We start from the raw sequence: 21,122 nt of genomic DNA, 5'->3' as shown, positions 1-21,122 counted from the left end.
CGCCCGATCGATCGAGGAGTCAACAAAGATGGCCTTCTCCGTCCAGATGCCGGCACTCGGTGAGAGCGTCACCGAGGGGACGGTCACCCGCTGGCTCAAGCAAGAAGGCGACACGGTCGAAGTCGACGAGCCCCTCCTGGAGGTCTCCACCGACAAGGTCGACACCGAAATCCCGTCACCGGCCGCCGGTGTGCTGACCAAGATCATCGCCCACGAGGACGAGACGGTCGAAGTGGGCGGGGAACTGGCGATCATCGGTGAAACCGCCGAAGGAGACGGCGGGCAGCCCACGGCTGAGGCGCCGACCCGGCCGGAAACAGCGGCCAAGCCCGAGCCGGAACCGCAGCCCCGGCCCCAAGCACCGCCCGCGCCGCCGGCCGCCCCGCTCTCCGGCGGCGACGGCGGCCGACGCGCTATCACGCCGGTGTTGATGCCCGAGCTCGGCGAGTCGGTGACCGAAGGCACCGTGACCCGCTGGCTGAAGAAGGTCGGCGATTCGGTGCGGGCCGACGAGCCGCTGGTGGAGGTGTCCACCGACAAGGTTGACACCGAAATCCCGTCGCCGGTGGCCGGCACGCTTCTCAGTATCACCGCCGAGGAGGACACGACGGTCCCGGTCGGTGGCGAGCTGGCCAAGATCGGCACCGGTGCCGCGCCGGCGGCTGAGCCCCAGGCCCCGCCGCCGCAGCCCGAACCGGCAGCGAAACCCACGCCACAGCCGGCGCCGACCCCGCGGGCCGAGCCCGCACCCGAGCCCCAGCCCACCGCCGAGCCGGCAGCGACGCCCGCGACCGGCGCAACACCGTACGTCACGCCGTTGGTGCGAAAACTCGCTGCCGACAACAACATCGACCTGGCCCAGGTGAAAGGCACCGGGGTGGGCGGGCGCATCCGCAAACAGGACGTGCTCGCCGCGGTCCAACAGCGGGAAGAGGCGAAGAAGGCGCCCGCACCCGCTGCGCCCGCACCCGCTGCGCCCGCAGCCGCCGCGGCCGCGAGACCCGCCGCTGCGCCGAGCCCGGCACCCAGGCTGGCACATTTACGCGGCACCACTCAAAAAGCCAGCCGCATCCGCCAGATCACCGCCGCAAAGACCCGCGAATCCCTGCTCGCCACAGCGCAACTCACGCAGACCCATGAGGTTGACATGACCAAGATCGTGGCGTTGCGGAACAGGGCCAAGGCCGCTTTCGCCGAGCGCGAAGGCGTCAACCTGACCTACCTGCCGTTCATCGCGCGGGCAGTGATCGACGCGCTCAAGATTCACCCCAACATCAACGCCAGCTACAACGAGGAGACCAAGGAGATCACCTACTACGACGCCGAACACCTCGGGTTCGCCGTCGACACTGAGCAAGGACTGTTGTCGCCGGTGATCCACAACGCCGGCGATCTGTCCCTGGCCGGGCTGGCACGCGCCATCGCCGACATTGCCGCGCGGGCCCGCTCTGGTGACCTCAAGCCCGACGAGCTGTCTGGGGGCACCTTCACGATCACCAACATCGGCAGCCAGGGCGCGCTGCACGACACGCCGATCCTGGTCCCGCCGCAGGCCGCCATGCTGGGCACCGGTGCAATCGTCAAACGGCCCCGGGTGGTCGTCGACGACAACGGCAACGAGTCGATCGGGATCCGCTCCATCTGCTATCTGCCGCTGACCTACGACCACCGGCTGATCGACGGCGCCGACGCAGGACGATTTTTGACCACCATCAAGCATCGGCTCGAGGAAGCAGCGTTCGAGGCCGACCTAGGGCTCTAGGAAAGGCTTGACACACCGTGGCCAAGGCCGTGATCGCGATCGCCGGATCGTCCGGGCTGATCGGCTCAGCCCTGGTGGCTGCGTTACGGGCCGCCGATCACCGGGTGATGCGCATCGTCCGGCGCACCCCGGCCAACAGCGGTGAAGTGCACTGGAACCCCGAGAGCGGCGAATTCGATGCCACTGCGTTAAACGGGGTCGACGCCGTCGTTAACCTGTGCGGCATCAACATCGGGCAGCGTCGCTGGTCCGGTGCCTTCAAGCAGAACCTCCGCGACAGCCGCATCACACCGACCGAAGTGCTGGCCGCTGCGGTCTCCGAGGCCGGCGTAGGCGTCCTGGTCAATGCCAGCGCGGTCGGCTATTACGGCAATACCAGAGACCGCCAAGTCGACGAAACCGCTTCAGCCGGAAACGGTTTCCTTGCTCAGCTGTGCCAAGATTGGGAAGCGGCGACGGCACCCGCCCAGCAAGGTGGCGTCCGTGTCGTTTTGGCGCGCACCGGCCTGGTGCTGGCCCCGTCGGGCGGTGTACTGGGGCGCATGCGCCCGCTGTTCTCGCTGGGCTTGGGCGCCCGCCTGGGCACCGGCCGGCAGTACATCTCCTGGATCAGCCTCGAAGACGAGGTCCGGGCGTTGCAGTTTGCGATCTCGCACGACGCGCTGCGCGGGCCGGTGAACCTGACCGGACCCGCACCCGTCACCAACGCCGAATTCACCGCGGCGTTGGGCCGCGCTGTCCGCCGGCCCACCCCGCTGGTGTTGCCGGGCTTCGCGGTGCGTGCCGCGCTCGGCGAGCTCGCCGACGAACTGCTTTGTGGCCAGCGCGCCATCCCCGCAGTCCTCGAACGCGCCGGTTTCCGGTTCCAGCACAACACGATTGGTGAGGCGCTGCGCTATGCCACCTCCCGGCCCGCCGTGGCCTAGTGCAATCCCGGGTAGCCTCGGTCGTGTGATTTCCATCCGGTCAAGCCCGGCTCCGGTGAACGTCCGCCATCTGGGCAACGTCGACTACCTCACCGCCTGGCAGCTGCAACGAGACCTGGCCAACACAAGGGTGGCCGGCGGCACCGACACACTGCTGCTTTTGGAACACCCCTCGGTGTACACCGCGGGCCGGCGCACACTGCCGCATGAGCGCCCGGTTGACGGCACGCCTGTTATCGACACCGACCGCGGCGGCAAGATCACCTGGCACGGCCCAGGGCAACTCGTGGGCTATCCGATCATCGGCTTGGCCGAACCGCTCGATGTGATCAATTACGTTCGGCGCCTTGAAGAATCACTGATCAAGGTGTGTACTGACCTGGGCCTGACGGTGGACCGGGTCGACGGCCGTTCCGGAGTATGGGTACCCGCCCGCGGCGGTCGTGGCGCCGGCAAGATCGCCGCGATCGGTGTTCGCGTGTCGCGGGCGACGACGCTGCACGGGTTCGCGCTCAACTGCGACTGTGACCTGAGCGCCTTCACCAAGATCGTGCCGTGCGGGATCACCGATGCCGGGGTGACGTCGATAACCGCCGAACTTGGCCGGCGGGTCGGTGTCGAGGACGTGCGTTCGGCGGTAGCCGACGCGGTGTGCGACGCGCTCGACGGTGTGCTGCCGGTCAGCTGTCCACCCGGCCCGGCCCGCGTAGCATCGGCACCGTGACCGTTGCGCCCGAAGGCAGAAAACTACTGCGCCTAGAGGTGCGCAACGCGCAGACCCCGATCGAACGCAAGCCGCCGTGGATCAAGACCCGGGCGCGGATGGGGCCGGCATACACCGAGCTGAAGGGCCTGGTTCGGCGTGAGAGCCTGCACACCGTGTGCGAGGAGGCCGGCTGCCCCAACATCTATGAATGCTGGGAAGACCGCGAGGCCACCTTTTTGATCGGCGGCGACGTGTGCACTCGTCGCTGTGACTTCTGCCAGATCGACACCGGCAAGCCCGCGCCGCTCGACCGCGACGAGCCGCGACGGGTGGCCGAGAGCGTGCGGGTGATGGGACTGCGGTATTCCACCGTCACCGGCGTGGCCCGCGACGACCTGCCCGACGGCGGGGCGTGGCTCTACGCCGAGACGGTGCGCGCGATCAAGCGGCTCAACCCATCCACCGGTGTTGAGCTGCTGATCCCCGATTTCAACGGCGATCCCGCCCGCCTTGAGCAGGTCTTCGATGCTCGCCCAGAAGTATTGGCGCACAACGTCGAAACGGTGCCGCGCATCTTCAAACGGATCCGCCCGGCGTTTAGCTATCAGCGCAGTCTTGACGTGCTCACCGCTGCCCGCGGCTTCGGCTTGGTCACCAAGAGCAACCTCATCCTGGGCCTGGGCGAGACGCCCGACGAGGTGCGCGCCGCCCTTGGCGATCTGCGTCAGGCGGGTTGCGACATCGTCACCATTACCCAGTATCTGCGCCCGTCGGTGCGCCACCACCCGGTGCAGCGCTGGGTCGGGCCTGAGGAGTTCGTCGAGTACTCGCGCCATGCCGAACGGCTGGGGTTCGCCGGCGTGCTGGCCGGGCCGCTGGTGCGCTCGTCGTACCGGGCCGGCCGCCTCTACCAGCGGGCCATCGAGCGGCGCCGGACCACAGCGCCGCGCTAAATGGGTTTCCGTATCCTTGGGGATCATGGCAAAATCCCGCAATTCCGCGGCGAGCAAGGCCGCCAGAGCCGAAGCCAAGGCCGCCCGCAAGGCCGCCGCCAGGGAGCGCCGGCGTCAGCTATGGCAGGCGTTCACCATCCAGCGCCGGGAAGACAAACGGCTGCTGCCCTACATGTTCAGCGCGTTCGTGCTGATCGTCGGTGGCTCAGTGGCGGCCGGCGTGGCGGCCGGCGGGTTCACCATGATCACGATGAGCGTCCTCGGCGTGGTGCTGGGCGCGCTGGTGGCGTTCATCATCTTCGGGCGGCGCGCCCAGCGGTCGGTGTACCGCAAGGCCGAAGGCCAAACCGGCGCTGCGGCGTGGGTATTGGAGAACCTGCGTGGCAAGTGGCGCGTGACTCCGGGCGTGGCCGCCACCGGTCACTTCGACGCTGTGCACCGGGTGATCGGCCGCCCCGGCGTCATCCTGGTCGGCGAAGGGTCGCCGGCCCGCGTCAAGCCGCTGCTCGCCCAGGAGAAAAAGCGCACCGCGCGACTGGTGGGTGACGTGCCGATCTACGACATCGTCGTCGGCAATGGCGACGGCGAGGTCCCGCTGGCCAGGCTGGAGCGTCATCTTGCCCGGCTGCCGGCGAATATCACCGTCAAACAGTTGGACTCGTTGGAGTCGCGGCTGAGCGCTCTCGGGTCGCGAGCCGGCGCGGCAGCCATGCCGAAGGGGCCGATGCCCACCGCCGGCAAGCTGCGTGGCGTACAGCGCACCGTGCGCCGACGGTGAGCCTTTTTGAGCCTTTTGCCGCCCTTATCGCCGCACGACCGCGGTGCGCGTCGCGCGGTCTTGCAGCCCACGGCCGTCGGCGTCGGTGAACAATGGGGGCACCACCAGCGCGATCAGCATGCCACGCGCTACGGCGCGGCCCAGCCCGACATGCGCTCGCCCGCCGAGGTCCACCACCGCCAGCCTCAGCGCCAGCTGTCCCGGGGTGAAGCCGAAGAGTCGCACAGCCGCCGCTCCTATGACGAACCAGATCACCAACACCGCGGTCGGCAGCGACGACGGGGCGATCCAGCCCAGCGTCATCGCCAGTGCCGCCAACCCGTAGGCGATCAGCCAATCGGCCACCAACGCCGGCAATCGACGGCCCATCCGGGCCAGCGAACCCGGCCCGCTTTCGGGCAAGCCGAGCGACTCACCGGGATATCGCTGCTGCCGACCGTCGGCGTTCACCGGACCGGACAGCCACGACGAGATGCCGCGGGCCATGCGCCCACAATACGGCCGGGACTACCCGCCGTAGGGCCAGGCTGCGCGGGCGCGTAACGTCAGCGCAACATGGGGTTGACTCTTGGGCAACATCGCATCCATAGCGTTCGGTCGGGTCACCAGTGCAAGGGCCAGGGCCAGTAAAGGAGAGCGCTTCAATGACCGCATTAGACTCGCAGCCCGCAGTGAAGGAGAGCGCTTCGGTGTCGGAGAAGACGGCCGACGACATCATCAAGCTCATCAAGGATGAGAAGATCGAGTTCGTCGACGTCCGGTTCTGCGACGTACCCGGAATCATGCAACACTTCACGATCCCGGCTTCGGCGTGTGACCACAGCGTTTTCACCGACGGGCTGGCCTTCGACGGGTCGTCGATCCGCGGCTTCCAGTCGATCCACGAGTCGGACATGTACCTGCTGCCCGACCCCGACACCGCGATCATCGACCCGTTCCGCGCGGCCAAGACGCTCAACCTGAACTTTTTCGTGCACGACCCTTTCACTCGTGAGCCCTACTCGCGCGACCCCCGCAATGTGGCCCGCAAAGCGGAGAACTACCTGATCAGCACCGGCATCGCCGACACCGCCTACTTCGGCCCGGAAGCCGAGTTCTACATCTTCGACTCGGTCTCCTTCGATTCGCGGATCAACGGTTCCTTCTACGAGGTCGACGCCATCTCCGGCTGGTGGAACACCGGTGTGGCCACCGAAGCCGACGGCAGCCCCAACCGCGGCTACAAGGTCCGACCCAAGGGCGGGTATTTCCCGGTGGCGCCCAACGACCAGTACGTCGATTTGCGCGACAAGATGCTGACCAACCTGATCAACGCCGGGTTCACGCTGGAAAAGGGCCACCACGAGGTGGGCAGCGGTGGCCAGGCCGAGATCAATTACAAGTTCAACACGCTGCTGCACGCGGCCGACCAACTGCAGCTGTACAAATACATCATCAAAAACACGGCGTGGCAGAACGGCAAGACCGTCACCTTCATGCCCAAACCACTGTTCGGCGACAACGGATCCGGCATGCACGTCCACCAGTCGTTGTGGAAGCACGGCGAGCCGTTGTTCTACGACGAGGTCGGTTACGCCGGGCTGTCCGATACCGCCCGGCACTACATCGGCGGCATCCTGCACCACGCGCCGTCGCTGCTGGCGTTCACCAACCCGACCGTCAACTCCTACAAGCGACTGGTGCCCGGCTTCGAGGCGCCGATCAACCTGGTGTACAGCCAGCGCAACCGCTCGGCGTGTGTGCGGATCCCGATCACCGGCACCAACCCCAAGGCCAAGCGGCTGGAGTTCCGCTGCCCGGACTCGTCGGGCAACCCGTACTTCGCGTTCTCGGCGATGCTGATGGCCGGCCTGGACGGGATCAAAAAGAAGATCGAGCCGCAGGCACCGGTCGACAAGGACCTCTACGAGCTGCCGCCGGAAGAGGCCGCGAACATTCCGCAGGCGCCGACGTCGCTGGCCGCGGTGATCGACCGGCTTGAGGCAGACCACGAATACCTCACCGAAGGCGGCGTTTTCACGTCCGATCTCATCGAAACCTGGATCACCTACAAACGCGAAAACGAGATCGAGCCGGTCAACGTCCGGCCGCACCCGTACGAATTCGCGCTGTACTTCGACGTGTAAGCCGGCTCACGCACTGAGCTTGGCGCCTGCCGTCGACATCTTTCACGGGTGTGCGACCAGATACGTTGCGCGGTCCAGGTCGGCGGTGAGTTCTTCCACGCTGAAGGGTCGGTCAAGTCGTGCGTGCAAGGCTTGCGGGTCGACGAGCAGACCGATCTCGGCAGTCTGGCGGGCGAACAGTCGTCCGAAGAATGGATAGAGCCGCCGCATGATCGCCCGCTCTGGGCGGGTGCAGCGTGATGCGCAGTAACCGACGTGGCCGATTTCGTCGGTAAGGATTTCGCTGTAGAGCAGGTCGATTCGTTGGGCGACTTCGGGTTCGTCGGCGAAGAGCCTGATGCCGACGCGACGCAGTTCGTCGAACATGATGCAGCCCGCCATCTCCGCGGCTCCGACGAAACTGAAGCCGAGGCGTTCAGGCAGGAACACTCCCGTCTTCACGAACTGCCGCATCAAAAACGGCGGGGGAACTACTTGGAATGCCAGGCCGAAGATGTCGAGTACGTACGCCAGCAGCCTGGTGTGGTAGTGCTCTTCAAGTTCGAGGTAGACGTTCTCGGGTGGCAGATTCTCATCACTGTTGCGACCGTAGGTTTCTCCGAGTCCGACCCCGAACCGTTCTGCCTGGTTGAGTTTCGCGGTTGCCAGCAGGAACAGCATTTTGCTGTCCAGGCCGGATTCGGGGCGCCGACGACGCAGGTTGCGAAGGAAAGTCGGACGGTCCACACGACGGGCTGATCGCACTGGATGAGCCGCAAGTTCCTGAAAGAACCGCTCGCGATTCGTAAGCCGCCGATTCAGTAAGTCGGCGTCGCCGTCACGCCTGGCCAGAAAATCTCGATACCCGTCGATCCCTGAGGGTCTCATTGTTTCTCCATTCCGTTGACAATCGTTGTCACATAACGACTTAACATCACGGAATCGTGTATTCCCGTGGCCAGCAGCGCGAACAGTCCAGTCAGGAAGAACATCGCAAGTTCCTCAGCCTCAGCATCTGAGGAGACCTGCCCGGCCTTTTGTGCCCGGCTGATCGCGGCTACCAGAAACTCCGCCAGTGGATGGTGCACCAACTTGTCGCCGGTCGGATGCGTTGCCGAGAAATGCAATCCCAGCATGTCCCGGAAAACGACCGAACCTAGCCGGCGTTCGGCGTCGAGCACGTGACGGACAAGCCGCAACAGGATCGACCGCAGATCGCCCGTAACGTCGCGAAGTTCACCGATGATGCGGATCTCCTCCTGGCGCTCGAGGTCGATGAGGACGTGTTCTTTCGTCGGAAAGTGGAAATAGAACGTTCCTCTCGCCACGCCCGCTGCCGCGGCGATGGCACTGACATCAGCTTCGGCTACTCCGCGCCGGGCAATCTCAGCCAATGCGGCGTCAAACAGACGCGACCGGGTTTCGAGCCGCCGTATTTCCCGAACACCCTGCGGCGATTTAGTCGCCGAGGACGCCGGTGGTGACGCCATACAGCGACGATACGCATTTTGCTGACAACTGTCAATGACGGTCGTCAACGAAGATGTGTGGTTCCCCGATGCTGTACTTCAACGGGTAGCAGCGTCTGGCCGTATCGTCAGCGCATGACGATGCGCAACCTTGAAGCCAGGCTCAATCCGTACTCACCGGTGGCCGTGGCGGTGTTCCGGCTGGTGTTCGGGCTGCTGTTCTTATGCCACGGCTTGTCCAAGCTGATCGGTTGGCCCGTGGGGCCTACTGTCCCGACCGGCGAGTGGCCCTTCTATTACGCAGGCTGGATCGAAACCGTCACCGCCGGGCTGATCATCGTCGGGCTGTTGACCCGGCCCGCTGCCTTCGTGGCGTGCGGGGAGATGGCGTACGCATACTTCAGTCAGCACTTCCCGCACGGCTTCTGGCCGATCGTCAACCAGGGTGAGCTAGCGGTGTTGTACTGCTTCGGGTTTCTGCTGTTGGTGTTTGTCGGCGCGGGAGCATACGCGCTGGACACCCGCCGCCGCGTCGGCGCGGGCCGGCGCTCGACCGGTGCGCCGTGGACTCGGTTGCGGCGAAATCGCGGGCTCGGCCGCCGATGACCGGCGACGAGGCTGCGGCACCTCAACGCATCTCTGGCTGCGCCCGGTCGGCTCCGGGCCGCGGGTGCCGCGGTCGCGGCACAGGTAGGAGCATCGGCACTCGGCGACGATAGTCGCGGTATTGTGCGCCCAGTGCTGCGACCAGGTCGCGTTCCTCGAACTGTAAGGCGATCAGGATGTAGGCGGTGCTGGCCGCCGCGAACAGTAAGTGTCCGGCCGTCATCGTCGGGATCGCCCAAAGGGCGATGATGAAGCCCAGCATCAACGGGTGACGTACCACCCGATACAGCAGCGGTGAACGAAAACCGATGTCGGTGTACGGCTCGCCACGCCACGCCAGATACACCTGCCGCAGCCCGAACAGGTCGAAGTGACTGACCATGAACGTTGACGCAAACACGATCAACCAACCGATCCAGAACACCGCCCACACCGCGACTCGGGCGGCGGGCGACCGCACGTCCCAAATCTGAGCCGGCATCGGGCGCCACTGCCAATAAAGCAGTAGTAGCACCAGGCTCGCGAACAGGACGTACGTGCTCCGCTCCACCGGCTGCGGCACGAATCGCGTCCACCACCGTTTGAACGCCGGCCGGGCCATCACGCTGTGCTGCACGGCGAACAGGCCCAGCAGCAGCGAATTCACCACCACCGCTTGGCCGACGGGAGCCGTTATGGCGTGATCAACGGTGCGCGGGACGACGATGTCGCCGACGAACCCAATGGCGTACAGGAAAGACAGCGTGAATATCAGGTAGCTGACCACGCCATAGCTGATCGCCAACGTGCGGTTGATCTTCGTCATGTCTCCGCGCCTCCTCACCCACCCCTGCGTCGTCCACTATTCGCTTTCCCGCCGAAGCGGAATAGCGTATCCGCCTACTCGAACGTTCGTCACTACTTGATGGTTCACCGCGGCCAAACACCTGCGCATGAGGCGTTTGCCTCAATTGCCATGCAAAGCCTGCGGCGCGACGAGTCCGTGCTCCATCGCGTACAGGCTGGCGCCGATCCGGTTTGACACCCCGATCTTGGCGTAGATCCGCTCGACATGGTTGCGTGCGGTCTTTTCGCTAATCACCAATGCCGCTGCGATTTCTTTGTTAGATGCCCCACGTGCAACGAGACGGAGCACCTCGGCTTCGCGGCCGGTCAATCCTCCCGGCCGCGGGTTGGGTCGCTCGGCACGACGGCCGGCCGCGTGCAGGACGGCGTCGACAGCGACTCCGTCAAGGCCACCGGCTTGGACGTCTTGGCGCAGGCGGCGTTCCGCCGCTTCGGGGGACAGCTCGGCACGGTATGGCCGCGGTTCGCATGCGGCCTGGTAGCGGACCGCGGCGGTGAGCAGACGGTCCGGCAGACCCAGCGCGGCTCCGGCAAGGCCACGCGGATAACCCGTACCGTCCACCCGCTCATGGTGATTGCCGGCGACCTGTGCAACCCGCTCCAGGCCGCGGACCTGACGGAGAATCCGCACGGTGAGGTACGAGTGCAGGCGAACCCGCTCGAACTCGCTTGGGGTCAACCGGCGCGGCGCGGACCAGATCTGGTTCGACACCCCGATTCGGCCCAAGTCGTGGACGTATCCCGCGCGGCGGGTCAGAGCCACCGTGTGTGGATCAAGGTCCATCACCGCGGCGGCGTCCGCGGCCAGGCGGGCCACCGCTTGTGAATGTCCAAGGGTGAAAGGGCATTTCAGATCGACAAAGTCGCCCAGTGCGGCCAGAAGCGCGTCAAGCGAATGCGCGTCGAGCTGTTGGTGGCGATCAGGTGCCTGCCCCAACGCCGTCGCCCAGACGTCTCCGGTCGGCGGCCCCGCCAACAACTCCTGGGGATTTTGTAGGAACGCGTCGGCGATGCGTGGGTCGAACTGGCCGCCTCGACGGCGGCGGACCATGGTGACCGCGCCCTCCAGGCCGTAGGCCCGCTGGTGAATTTCGGCCATGTCGGCAAGCTGGGCGATCCGCATCGGCAGCGGGATGTCGTCGCCCCGGGCGCCGTTGGGCAGTCCTCCCCCGTCGTAGCGTTCGAAGGCGAATGCCAACGCGGCCTGCACATCCGGACCTAAACCGATCCGCTGTGCCAATAGCGTTGCCGATGCACAGTGCGACCGCACCAGCCGGGCCAGCTGACCATGCGCGTCGGCGAACAGTGCGGCCATCACCGTCAGCCTGCGCATCAACGGCTCACCGCGCGCTACGTTGCTGAGCAAGAACCGCAGATAGGGCAAGCCGGCCCAGTCCACCAGGGCGGAATCACGGCGCACGGCAATGTCGTCTCCGAACCACCGCGCGTATTCGTGCGAATCGGCGTGACAGCCGATCCACATCACCAGGTTCGTGTAGTAGGTGCAATCACGCTGGTCGCGGCTGAGTCCGAGCCGATCGGCGATCCTGGTGCCGATCAGTGCCGCGCGAAGCATATGCTCGCTGGGCTGACCCAGACCGAGATCGATCGCCACCGACAGCGCGGCGAGCACCTCGGCGCGGCTAGGCAGCGCCGCCCCGCGCGGGTCCACACCGTCGGGGCTCATAGGCCACCATCGGACTCTGTACCGGCATTCCCTGCGAGTGGGGCGCCGGCTAGGGCGTCACAGAATTTCGGCGAGGTGATCTACCGACGCGGTAGCCGGCGGGGAAGGACATCTCGATCACTCGGAGCTGGTGATCGGCTTTCGACTCGAGCTCCAACACGATGCAGCTGTCACTGACGGCCTTGGACTCGAGAACCGTGTAGTGCTGACCGCCACCGTTGACGTCGGTGATCGGGTCACCTGAGCGCAGCGCCTCGACGGGCACCAGTTCGGGGGTTGTATGTGGCTCCACGCGGGCAACGTTAGGTCAACCAGGTCGGCGACGGGAGGCTTTCACCGGAACTGCCGTCGGCTATGGATCGGCGTCTTGCTTGGCGTCCTCTCGCAGCAGTTTCTCGGGATGATGGAACAGGTTGGTCCGCGGTTGACCGCGGTCGAGATGCGGCGGTGGAATCCATTCGGTCTCGCCGTCTTTGCGTTTGCGGGTTTGCCAGCCGCCGGGTTTGACGATCGGGTGATGCCCGCCGCATCCCAATGTCAGGTCGTTGACATCGGTGACCTGCGAGCTGGCGTAGTCGGTCACATGATGAACCTCGCAGTAGTAGCCGGCCACATCACAGCCGGGATGCGAACAACCGCGATCCTTGGCGTACAACACGATTCGCTGACCGGGTGAAGCAAGCCGCTTGGCGTGATAGAGCGCCAGGGCACGGCCGTTGTCGAAGGTTGCCAGATAGTGGTTGGCGTGGCGGGCCAAGCGGATCACGTCTGTCATCGGCAGCAACGTGCCGCCGCCGGTGAGCCCCGTGCCGGCGCCCGCCTGCAACTCAGCCAGCGTGGTGGACACGATGATGCTGGCGGGCAGCCCGTTGTGCTGGCCGAGCTCACCGCTGGCCAGCAGCGCGCGCAGCCCCGCGTGCAGCCCATCGTGGTTGCGCTGCGCGGCACTGCGCGTGTCGCGCCGCACGGCCTCTTCGCCGGGTGTGCCGTCCACGACGGGTTTGTCGTCATAGGGGTTGGCCATGCCGGGAGCGGCCAGTTTGGCCAGCACCGCCTCCACCGTGGCGCGCATCGCCGGGGTGAGCCAGCCGCGAATCGGGCTCATGCCGTCGATGTCTTGCTTGCCCAAGGTCAGGCCACGGCGCCGGGCCCGGTCCTCGTCGCTGAACTGCCCGTCGGGGTTGAGGCAGTCGGCAAGCTTGTCGGCCAGCTTAGCCAGCTGGTCGGGACGGAATTGCTCGCCCAACCGGGCCAGCTTGGCTTCGGCTCGCGCGCACGTCGCGGCGTCGATCCAACACGGCAGCTGCTCGAAAAACCGCCGGATGACCGCGACGTGCCCACTGCCGAGCTTCCCGGCCCGCTGCCCGGCCGCGGTGGCAGCCAGCCGCGGGGGCAGCGGTTCACCGGTTAAAGCCTGTCGTTCACCGAGGTCCTCGGCTTCGCGGATTCGGCGGGCGGCCTCGCTGCGGGTGATGCGCAGCCGGTCGGCCAACGCGTGCGCCAGCTTGCCGCCCAGCTCGACGGGCGTGGCCTGCGTCCGTACCCCGTTGATCAAGGCGTGACCGGCCACCGGCAGTCGGCGTTTCACCCTTTCCAGCCGTTCCACGATCAGCAACCGCTCGGGGGTGGTCAGCGCGTCGAAGCACAACGCGGTGAGGTCGTCGACTGCGGAGTCCAGCCGGTCCAGCACCGCGATGACCTCGTCACGATCCGAAAGCATGTTCGAAGCATAGCGGCGGCGTCCGACATTGATCGATTCCCAGGCCCGCAGCTGTGGATGAACACCAGGCTGTGCAGAACTGGAATTCCCGCGCTAACTGTCGAGCGCTAAGTCCTTTCGGAAGCGTCGCATGCCGTCGACCTTTTCGGTCAGGGTGGCATCGGGCCCGGCGTAGAACATCCACGGCATCGTCAGGATCCCGGTGATGCCAGCGGCCTCGGCGCGCTGATAGTCAGCGATGGTGAAGGCGTCGGTCAACGGCGTCAAGATAGTGAATTCATCGAGCGGCAAACCGTTTTCGGCTCGCAAAACGCGCAGCCTGCGCGCCGCGTCGATCGCGCGATCGGTCTTGATCAAGTCACCGATCCAGCCGTCGTTGCGGGCCGCGCGGCGAAACGCGACCTCGCTGAGCCCGCCGACATAGATTGGTATCCGCGGCGGCGTCGGCTCCATCTCCAACCGTGGCGTCCGGTAGAACTCACCGTGGAACTCCGTCCAGCCGGGCTGCCACAGTGCGCGCATCAACTCGAGCATTTCGTCGGTGCGTCTACCGCGCGCCGTGAACCGCTGCTCCACCAGCGCGAACTCCTCCTCGCACCAGCCGACGCCGATGCCAAGCTCCACTCGGCCGCCCGCCAGAACAGCAGCCGTACCAATGGCTTTGGCCGCCAAGTAGGGGTTACGCATAGCCGGGATGTAAACGGTGGTGACGAACCGAAGCCGCGTGGTCACCTGGGCCAGCGCGCCGATCAACACCCATGGATCTGGCCATTCGGTGAAGAACTGCCACCGCCGCTGCCCGTCTTTGGTGTAGGGGTAGGGGGTGGCCAGTGTTTCCAGATTGACGACGTGGTCGGGGATCCCGATGCCGTCGTAACCGAGCTCGTCGGCGGCCCTGGCGACTTCGACGATCTCGTGGGTGTTCAGGAACGCCGTGCTGATGTAGTACTTCATCGGATTTCCCGCGCCCACCCCGGCATCACGAAAATCCCTTCGGCCTCTGCCGTAGTCCCGGTGTGGTCTGAGATCGAGCCGCGCACAAACGTTTTGACGCCTTCAGTGCGCTCGATTGCGGCTTCAGCGCGCAGCTCGCCCAGTGGAGTGCCGCGCAGGTATTTCACCGAGATGGTCCCGGTGAACAGCGGTTTGGTCAGCCCCTCGCTGGCTGCCTCACCCAGGATGTGGTCCAGCACCAGGGCGCAGACGCCACCGTGCACCAGGCCGGGCGGGCCCTCGTAGGCGATGCCCAGACTGAACTCACTCCAGCAGCGCCCGCCATCATGGTGAATGGTCAGCGGCGGTGCGATCGGGTTGCGCATGCCGATCACCGCGTTACCCCATACCAGCGGGCGGCCATCGACAACGTACCGCACCGCAGCCGCCGGACTGAGCTGACTGGCGCGCAGCTTCTGGGTTACGGCTTCGATGGCGATGCGCGCGTCTTCGATAGTGTCAGCATCGACGTCAGTCAGGATGGTGGCGTCGATCAGATCTCGTACGGCGTCGGTTAACGGGCCGTACAAGCCCGCCAGCCGGCCATGCTCGTCGGCGCCGATTGGCTCGTAAGCGATGTCCACCCGAACAACCTCCTGCCTTAACTCCCGAACACCTTGCGCACCACCGACTTCGCGCGCCGGGTGATCCGCAGATAGTGATCCAGGAACTCGTTGCCGTTGCCGTTGCGCCACCCGGCCGCGGTCGCGACGGCGTTGAGCTGCCGCCCCGGCCCAGGCAGCTGGTCAGTGGGCTTGCCGCGCACCAGGACCAGCGCGTTGCGGGCCCGGGTGGCGGTCAGCCAGGCCTGGCGCAGCAGCTCCACGTCGGACTCGCCGAGCAGTCGGGCAGCGGCGATTGCGTCCAAGGTTTCCAGCGTCGAGGTGTTATGCAACGCCGGAATGTCGTGGGCGTGCTGCAGCTGCAGCAGCTGCACCGTCCACTCGATGTCGGCCAGCCCTCCCCTGCCCAGTTTGGTGTGCCGGTTGGGATCCGCGCCGCGCGGCAACCGTTCGGCATCGACACGCGCTTTGATGCGGCGAATCTCGCGCACCGTTTCGGCCGACACCCCGCCGGCCGGATAGCGAATCTTATCGGCCATCAGCATAAACCGCCGGCCCAGATCCGGATCGCCCGCGACAGCCCGCGCGCGTAACAACGCCTGCAGCTCCCACGGCTGCGCCCACTGCTCGTAGTAGGCGGTGTAGGAGGCCAGCGTGCGGACCAGCGGGCCGTTGCGGCCTTCCGGCCGCAGATCGGTGTCGAGGTCCAGTGGCGGGTCGACGCTGGGAGTGCCCAGCAGCGCCCGGACCTGTTCGGCGATGGATGCCGACCAGCGCACCGCAGCCGCGTCGTCGGCGCCGCCGACCGGCTCGCAGACGAACATCACGTCGGCGTCCGAGCCGTAGCCCAGCTCGCCGCCCCCGAGCCGGCCCATCCCGATGACCGCGAGACTGGCCGGTGCAGTGGGGTGGTCATTGGCCCGGATCACCGCGTCCAGCGCGGCCTGCAACACCGCTATCCAGACCGAGGTGAGCGCCCGGCACACGTCGGTGACCTCGAGCATCCCCAACAGGTCGGCGGAGGCGATGCGGGCCAGTTCGCGCCGGCGCAGGCTGCGGCCGGCGGCGATCGCGCGCACCGGGTCGGAGTGCCGGCTTGCCGAAGCGATCAACGCGGGGCCCACGGCTCCGGGCTCCACCTCGAGCAGCTTGGGACCCGAGGGGCCGTCGCCGTACTGCTGGATAACCTCCGGTGCACGCATCAACAGCTCCGGAACGTATTTCGACGTGCCCAGCACATGCATCAGCCGCTTGGCCACTGCGGGCTCGTCACGCAGCGTGGACAAATACCAGTGCTGCCCGGCCATCGCCTCGCTGAGCCTGCGGTAGGCCAGCAGCCCGCCGTCGGGATCGGGGGTGGTCGACAACCAGTCCAGCAGCCTGGGCAACAGCACCGACTGGACCCGGCCGCGACGCCCGCTCTGATTCGTCAGCGCGGCAAGGTGACTCAACGCGCTCTGCGGCCCCTCGTAACCGAGCGCGGCCAGCTGACGTTCGGCAGCATCGGGTGTCATACCGCGCAGATGCAAACCGGCAGGGCTGACTGATTCCAGCAGCGGCTGGTAAAAAAGCTTGGCGTGCAGCCGTGACACCCTCACGTTGTGCCGCCGCAGTTCTTCGCGCAGCACGCCGAGCGCGTCGTGGCGCGCGTCGGGGCGGATGCGTGCCGCGCGGGCCAGCCAGCGAAGTGCCTCGTCGTCGTCGAGCGGCGGCAGCATGTGTGTGCGTTTGAGACGCTGCAGCTGCAGCCGGTGCTCGAGCAGCCGCAGGAACTCGTAGGAGGCGGTCAGATTCGCAGCGTCGTCGCGCGCAATGTAGCCCCCGGCCCCCAGCGCCGCCAGCGCATCCACGGTGGACGCCACATGCAGCGACTCGTCGGTGCGCCCGTGCACCAGCTGCAGCAGTTGCACCGCGAACTCCACGTCACGCAATCCCCCACTGCCGAGCTTGATTTCGCGACTGCGCACGGCGGCAGGCACCATCTGCTCGACCCGGCGCCGCATGGCCTGCACCTCCGGGACGAAGTCCTCCCGCTCGGAGGCCCGCCAGATCATCGGACCCACCGCAGCCATGTAGCGCTCGCCGAGCTCGCGATCGCCGGTGGCCGGCCTGGCCTTGAGCAGCGCCTGGAATTCCCAGGTCTTTGCCCACCGCTGGTAGTAGGCGACGTGCGACTCGACGGTGCGGACCAGTTCGCCGTGACGGCCCTCCGGCCGCAGCCCGGCATCCACCTCGAAAAACGCTTCGGAGGCCACCCGCATCATCTCCCGGGCGACGCGTGTGCTGACCGCGTCGGCTCGCTCCGCGACGAAGATGACGTCGACGTCGCTGACGTAATTCAGTTCGCGCGCACCGCATTTGCCCATCGCTATGACGGCCAGACGGGGCGGTGGGTCGGTGCCGCACACCGTCTTTTCCGCGACAGCCAGCGCCGCGGCCAGCGCGGCATCCGCCAGGTCCGCCAAATGGGCGCCGACTGCGGTGAATGGCAGCACCGGCTCGTCTTCGACGATCGGGGCCAAGTCCAATGCAGCCAGCACCAGCAGGTGGTCGCGGTAGAGCATGCGAAGCGCCGGTATCGCTGCAGCACTTGGGTTTTCAACAACACAGTCGAGGAAGGTCCGGTGCAGCTCGTCAGCGGACGGCAGTCTCACGTTGCCGCCCAGCAGGCGCCACGACCGCGGGTGAGCGACCAGATGATCCCCAAGTGCCAACGATGAACCGAGCACCGCAAACAGCCGGCCCCGCAGGCTGCGGTCGGTGCGCAGCGCCACATCAAGCTCGTTCCATCCGGCCTCGGGAGCCTCAGCGAGCCGGACGAGAGCGTGCAAGGCGGCGTCGGCGTCCGGTGCCCGAGACAGCGACCACAACAGCTCGACGTGCGCATCGGTGTCCCAGCCCAGTTGTGCCAGGTAGGCACTCGCACGCGGATCGACCAGTCCAAGCCGGCCGGCGCTGGGCACCCTCGGACGGTGCGTGGCGGGTCTCGTCACGACGACGACGGTAGCGCAGCTGCGCTACAGCGAAAGATAGGTCTTGAGCTCGTAGGGGGTGACGTGGCTACGGTAGTTCGCCCACTCGGTGCGCTTGTTGCGCAGGAAGAAGTCAAAAACGTGCTCTCCCAACGCTTCTGCGACAAGCTCGGAGTTTTCCATCTGATGCAGCGCACTGTCGAGGCTAGACGGCAACTCGCGGTAGCCCATCGCCCGGCGCTCCTCAGGCGTCAGATCCCACACGTTGTCCTCGGCCTGCGGGCCCAGTGCGTAGTGCTTTTCCACCCCGCGCAGCCCGGCGGCCAGCAATACAGCGAAGGTCAGGTACGGGTTGCACGCCGAGTCGGGGCTGCGCACCTCGATGCGCCGCGAGGAGGTCTTTCTTGGACTGTACATGGGAACCCGCACCAGCGCCGAGCGGTTGGCCGCCCCCCACGACGCCGCGGTCGGTGCCTCGCCGCCGGTCACCAGCCGCTTGTAGGAGTTCACCCACTGATTGGTGACGGCGCTGATCTCGCAAGCGTGCTCGAGGATGCCGGCGATGAACGACTTGGCCACATCGGAGAGCTGCAGCGGGTCGTCGGGGCTGTGGAAGGCGTTGACTTCGCCTTCGAACAAGCTCATGTGCGTGTGCATCGCCGAGCCGGGGTATTGCGCGAATGGCTTGGGCATGAAGGTAGCCCGCGCGCCCTCTTCGAGTGCGACTTCTTTGATCACGTAGCGGAAGGTCATCACGTTGTCGGCCATCGACAGCGCGTCGGCATAGCGCAGATCGATCTCCTGCTGGCCGGGTGCGCCTTCGTGGTGGGTGAATTCCACCGAGATGCCCATGGATTCCAGTGCATCGATCGCCCGCCTGCGGAAGTTGGATGCCGAGTCGTGCACCGCTTGGTCGAAATAGCCGGCGTTATCGATCGGAACGGGCGGCGACCCGTCGTCGGGACCGGGCCGCAGCAAAAAGAACTCGATTTCGGGATGCACATAGCACGAAAACCCGAGTTCGTTGGCTTTGCCCAGCTGGCGGCGCAGCACGTGCCGCGGGTCGGCCCAGGACGGTGACCCGTCCGGCATTTTGATGTCGCAGAACATGCGGGCCGAGTGGTGGTGGCCGGAGCTGGTGGTCCACGGCAGGATCTGGAATGTCGACGGGTCGGGGTGTGCGACGGTGTCGGATTCCGAGACCCGCGCGAACCCCTCGATGGAGGAGCCGTCGAAACCGATGCCTTCCTCGAAGGCGCCCTCCAGTTCGGCCGGCGCGATCGCCACCGACTTGAGGAATCCGAGCACATCGGTGAACCACAACCGGACGAAACGGATGTCCCGTTCCTCCAGCGTGCGAAGCACGAATTCCTTTTGCCGATCCATGTCCCGAACAGTATGCACTGGCTGTTAATTCTGTGTTACCGCTGCCACGCTAACAGCGAAAGTTATCCGGCGGTGACACCTTGGCGACCAAGTACCGAACCACCGCCGCGTCGACGCATTTGTCGCCGTTGAACACCGCGGTGTGCTGAGTCCCGTCATAGGTGATCAGCGGGGCGCCCAGTTGACGCGCGAGCTCGACACCAGCCCGGTAGGGGGTGGCGGGGTCGTGGGTGGTGGAGACGACGACGACCTTTCCCGGCCCGGCAGATGCGGGCCGGTGCGGTGCCGAGGTCGCCGGGACCTGCCACAGTGCGCACAAATCACGCGGCGCAAAACCGGTGAATTGCCCGTAGCTCAGGAACGGCGCCGCTTGCCGGATCTGCCGGTCGGCGGCCACCCACGACGCGGCGTCGGTGGGCGCCGGCGCGTCCACGCAGCGCACCGCGTTGAAGGCATCCTGGGCGTTGTCGTAATGACCGTCGGCGTCGCGGCCGTCGTAGTCGTCGGCGAGGCGCAACAGATCACCGGGATCGGTACCGCGTTGCAGCCCCAACAGCCCGCTGGTCAGGTACTTCCAGTACTGCGGGGTGTAGAGCGCATTGATGGTCCCGGTGGTCGCGTCGGCGTAGCCGAGTCCGCGAGGGTCCGACGTCTTGGCCGGCTTGTCCACCAGCGGATCGACCAGCGCGTGGTAGCGGCTGACCCACTGGGCGGGGTCGGTGCCCAGCGGGCAGTCGGCCGAGCGCGCGCAGTCGGCGGCGTAGTCGTTGAACGCCACCTGGAATCCGGCCATCTGGTCAATGTTTTGCTGAACCGGTCCCACGCTGGGGTCGATGGCACCGTCGAGCACCATGGCCCGCACGTGGTCGCCGAACCGCTCGAGGTAGGCGGTGCCCAACTGGGTGCCGTAGCTGAAGCCGAGGTAGTTGATCTGGTCCTCGCCCAGCGCGCGGCGAACCATATCCATATCCCGGGCCACCGAGGCGGTGCCGATGTTGTGCAGGAAGGTCGGTCCCATCCGGTCGACACAGCGCTGCGCCAGCTGCTGATAGATCCGTTCGATGTGGGCCACGCCGCCGGGGCTGTAGTCGACCATCGGGTCGCGCCGGTAGGCGTCGAACTCCGCGTCGGTGCGGCAGCGCAGCTCCGGCGTCGAATGGCCGACGCCCCGCGGATCGAACCCGACGAGGTCAAAGTGCCGGGTAACCTCGCTGCCGGCCAGCGCCGCACCCATGGCCGCGACGCTGTCGACCGCCGATGCCCCGGGCCCTCCCGGATTGACCAGCAGTGAGCCAAGCCGCTGACCGGTCGCAGGAATCCGGATCATCGCGAGGTGGGCGTGGGGCCCGCCCGGATTGTCGTAGTCGACGGGCACCGCCACCGTGGTGCAGCGCGCGCCGGGGATGTCGGCGGTATCGCCGACAAACCCCTCGCAGCTGCTCCACTGCACCGCCGCGGGCTGCGGCGCCACCGTTGCAGGAGTCTGGCCGGCACCGGATTCCGGGGTGGCGCTGGCCGGGGATCCGACCGTCACCGCCAGCCCGAACGAAAGCAGCACTGAGCCCAGCTGTCTCACGCGCCCCATGGCTGTCATCGTCGCATGGGGTGCTCAGTTACAGTGACGGCCAAACGATTACACGTTGATCACGT

Annotated in this window: 19 protein-coding genes; 7 read left to right on the top strand and 12 right to left on the bottom strand. The window is 66.4% G+C overall.

The genetic code is table 11. From position 1 onward, the window contains the following. The first annotated feature begins 28 nt into the window (after positions 1-28). Genes sucB through MHEC_RS09830 form a run of 5 tightly spaced genes read left to right on the top strand, consistent with a single transcriptional unit; the run spans position 29 to position 5,125 of the window. Entirely contained in the window at positions 29-1,762 is a 1,734-nt protein-coding gene (sucB, locus tag MHEC_RS09850; RefSeq protein ID WP_048892448.1) for a 2-oxoglutarate dehydrogenase, E2 component, dihydrolipoamide succinyltransferase, read from the top strand. Between the two features lie 17 nt (positions 1,763-1,779). Next, positions 1,780-2,688 carry a TIGR01777 family oxidoreductase gene (locus MHEC_RS09845; protein ID WP_048892447.1) on the top strand — a complete coding sequence of 303 codons (909 nt, stop codon included), beginning with the start codon at positions 1,780-1,782 and terminating at the stop codon, positions 2,686-2,688. Continuing rightward, a complete protein-coding gene (lipB, locus tag MHEC_RS09840) occupies positions 2,660-3,412 on the top strand; it encodes a lipoyl(octanoyl) transferase LipB (protein WP_048892446.1) in 753 nt (250 codons plus the stop codon). Before MHEC_RS09845 ends, lipB begins: the two co-directional genes overlap by 29 nt. Next, the gene (lipA, locus tag MHEC_RS09835; RefSeq protein ID WP_048892445.1) at positions 3,409-4,347 is read left to right on the top strand and encodes a lipoyl synthase; all 939 of its coding nucleotides are present in this window, start codon (positions 3,409-3,411) and stop codon (positions 4,345-4,347) included. Before lipB ends, lipA begins: the two co-directional genes overlap by 4 nt. Before the next feature lie 25 nt (positions 4,348-4,372). Beyond that, entirely contained in the window at positions 4,373-5,125 is a 753-nt protein-coding gene (locus tag MHEC_RS09830) for a DUF4191 domain-containing protein (RefSeq protein ID WP_048892444.1), read from the top strand. A 24-nt stretch (positions 5,126-5,149) separates the two neighbouring features. Here MHEC_RS09830 and MHEC_RS09825 read toward each other — a convergent pair whose 3' ends face one another. Then, positions 5,150-5,611, bottom strand: a complete 462-nt coding sequence (locus tag MHEC_RS09825; RefSeq protein WP_048892443.1) for an RDD family protein — start codon at positions 5,609-5,611, stop codon at positions 5,150-5,152. A 203-nt stretch (positions 5,612-5,814) separates the two neighbouring features. Between MHEC_RS09825 and glnA the strand changes: the two genes are divergently transcribed. Further along, on the top strand, positions 5,815-7,251 hold the full coding sequence (glnA, locus tag MHEC_RS09820; protein WP_048892473.1) for a type I glutamate--ammonia ligase: 1,437 nt from the start codon (positions 5,815-5,817) through the stop codon (positions 7,249-7,251). 42 nt (positions 7,252-7,293) lie between these two features. Here the strand turns inward: glnA and MHEC_RS09815 are convergent, their stop codons facing one another. Next, entirely contained in the window at positions 7,294-8,118 is an 825-nt protein-coding gene (locus tag MHEC_RS09815) for a hypothetical protein (RefSeq protein ID WP_048892442.1), read from the bottom strand. Next, entirely contained in the window at positions 8,115-8,720 is a 606-nt protein-coding gene (locus tag MHEC_RS09810) for a TetR/AcrR family transcriptional regulator (RefSeq protein WP_048892441.1), read from the bottom strand. The genes MHEC_RS09815 and MHEC_RS09810 overlap by 4 nt, the downstream gene beginning before the upstream one ends. Positions 8,721-8,834: 114 nt before the next feature. On the opposite strand from MHEC_RS09810, the gene MHEC_RS09805 reads away from it, so the two are divergent. Next, positions 8,835-9,305, top strand: a complete 471-nt coding sequence (locus MHEC_RS09805) for a DoxX family protein (RefSeq protein WP_048892440.1) — start codon at positions 8,835-8,837, stop codon at positions 9,303-9,305. 22 nt (positions 9,306-9,327) lie between these two features. Here MHEC_RS09805 and mddA read toward each other — a convergent pair whose 3' ends face one another. The 9 genes from mddA to MHEC_RS09760 form a co-directional block, all read right to left on the bottom strand. Beyond that, positions 9,328-10,101 (bottom strand): methanethiol S-methyltransferase, encoded by a 774-nt coding sequence (gene mddA, locus MHEC_RS09800; RefSeq protein ID WP_048892472.1) that lies wholly within the window; start codon positions 10,099-10,101, stop codon positions 9,328-9,330. 150 nt (positions 10,102-10,251) lie between these two features. Then, positions 10,252-11,838: an HD domain-containing phosphohydrolase gene (locus MHEC_RS09795; protein WP_048892439.1), complete on the bottom strand. Its 1,587-nt coding sequence runs from the start codon at positions 11,836-11,838 to the stop codon at positions 10,252-10,254. 49 nt (positions 11,839-11,887) lie between these two features. Then, positions 11,888-12,130 (bottom strand): hypothetical protein, encoded by a 243-nt coding sequence (locus tag MHEC_RS09790; protein WP_172442190.1) that lies wholly within the window; start codon positions 12,128-12,130, stop codon positions 11,888-11,890. A gap of 60 nt (positions 12,131-12,190) precedes the next feature. Next, entirely contained in the window at positions 12,191-13,558 is a 1,368-nt protein-coding gene (locus tag MHEC_RS09785; protein ID WP_048892438.1) for an HNH endonuclease signature motif containing protein, read from the bottom strand. A 93-nt stretch (positions 13,559-13,651) separates the two neighbouring features. Further along, positions 13,652-14,512: a TIGR03619 family F420-dependent LLM class oxidoreductase gene (locus MHEC_RS09780; RefSeq protein ID WP_048892437.1), complete on the bottom strand. Its 861-nt coding sequence runs from the start codon at positions 14,510-14,512 to the stop codon at positions 13,652-13,654. Further along, the gene (locus MHEC_RS09775; RefSeq protein WP_048892436.1) at positions 14,509-15,135 is read right to left on the bottom strand and encodes a PaaI family thioesterase; all 627 of its coding nucleotides are present in this window, start codon (positions 15,133-15,135) and stop codon (positions 14,509-14,511) included. The genes MHEC_RS09780 and MHEC_RS09775 overlap by 4 nt, the downstream gene beginning before the upstream one ends. 17 nt (positions 15,136-15,152) lie before the next feature. After that, complete coding sequence (locus MHEC_RS09770; RefSeq protein WP_048892435.1) at positions 15,153-18,107, bottom strand: bifunctional [glutamine synthetase] adenylyltransferase/[glutamine synthetase]-adenylyl-L-tyrosine phosphorylase; 2,955 nt, start codon at positions 18,105-18,107, stop codon at positions 15,153-15,155. A gap of 24 nt (positions 18,108-18,131) precedes the next feature. Next, complete coding sequence (locus MHEC_RS09765) at positions 18,132-19,472, bottom strand: glutamine synthetase family protein (RefSeq protein ID WP_003918795.1); 1,341 nt, start codon at positions 19,470-19,472, stop codon at positions 18,132-18,134. Between the two features lie 49 nt (positions 19,473-19,521). Beyond that, on the bottom strand, positions 19,522-21,066 hold the full coding sequence (locus tag MHEC_RS09760) for an alpha/beta hydrolase (RefSeq protein WP_099869414.1): 1,545 nt from the start codon (positions 21,064-21,066) through the stop codon (positions 19,522-19,524). Between the last annotated feature and the right edge of the window lie 56 nt (positions 21,067-21,122).

Source organism: Mycobacterium heckeshornense, assembly GCF_016592155.1.
Taxonomy (GTDB): domain Bacteria; phylum Actinomycetota; class Actinomycetes; order Mycobacteriales; family Mycobacteriaceae; genus Mycobacterium; species Mycobacterium heckeshornense.
Note: the sequence above shows the minus strand (reverse complement) of the source record. Positions and strands in the feature narration are given on the sequence as shown.

Excerpts from the sequence above, each read along its gene's own strand:
- MHEC_RS09825 (WP_048892443.1), bottom strand. The coding sequence starts at position 5,611 with ATGGCCCGCGGCATCTCGTCGTGGCTGTCCGGTCCGGTGAACGCCGAC.
- MHEC_RS09765 (WP_003918795.1), bottom strand. The coding sequence starts at position 19,472 with ATGGATCGGCAAAAGGAATTCGTGCTTCGCACGCTGGAGGAACGGGAC.
- sucB (WP_048892448.1), top strand. The coding sequence starts at position 29 with ATGGCCTTCTCCGTCCAGATGCCGGCACTCGGTGAGAGCGTCACCGAG.
- MHEC_RS09815 (WP_048892442.1), bottom strand. The coding sequence starts at position 8,118 with ATGAGACCCTCAGGGATCGACGGGTATCGAGATTTTCTGGCCAGGCGT.
- MHEC_RS09760 (WP_099869414.1), bottom strand. The coding sequence starts at position 21,066 with ATGACAGCCATGGGGCGCGTGAGACAGCTGGGCTCAGTGCTGCTTTCG.
- MHEC_RS09810 (WP_048892441.1), bottom strand. The coding sequence starts at position 8,720 with ATGGCGTCACCACCGGCGTCCTCGGCGACTAAATCGCCGCAGGGTGTT.
- MHEC_RS09780 (WP_048892437.1), bottom strand. The coding sequence starts at position 14,512 with ATGAAGTACTACATCAGCACGGCGTTCCTGAACACCCACGAGATCGTC.
- MHEC_RS09795 (WP_048892439.1), bottom strand. The coding sequence starts at position 11,838 with ATGAGCCCCGACGGTGTGGACCCGCGCGGGGCGGCGCTGCCTAGCCGC.
- MHEC_RS09785 (WP_048892438.1), bottom strand. The coding sequence starts at position 13,558 with ATGCTTTCGGATCGTGACGAGGTCATCGCGGTGCTGGACCGGCTGGAC.
- MHEC_RS09805 (WP_048892440.1), top strand. The coding sequence starts at position 8,835 with ATGACGATGCGCAACCTTGAAGCCAGGCTCAATCCGTACTCACCGGTG.
- MHEC_RS09830 (WP_048892444.1), top strand. The coding sequence starts at position 4,373 with ATGGCAAAATCCCGCAATTCCGCGGCGAGCAAGGCCGCCAGAGCCGAA.
- lipB (WP_048892446.1), top strand. The coding sequence starts at position 2,660 with ATGCCACCTCCCGGCCCGCCGTGGCCTAGTGCAATCCCGGGTAGCCTC.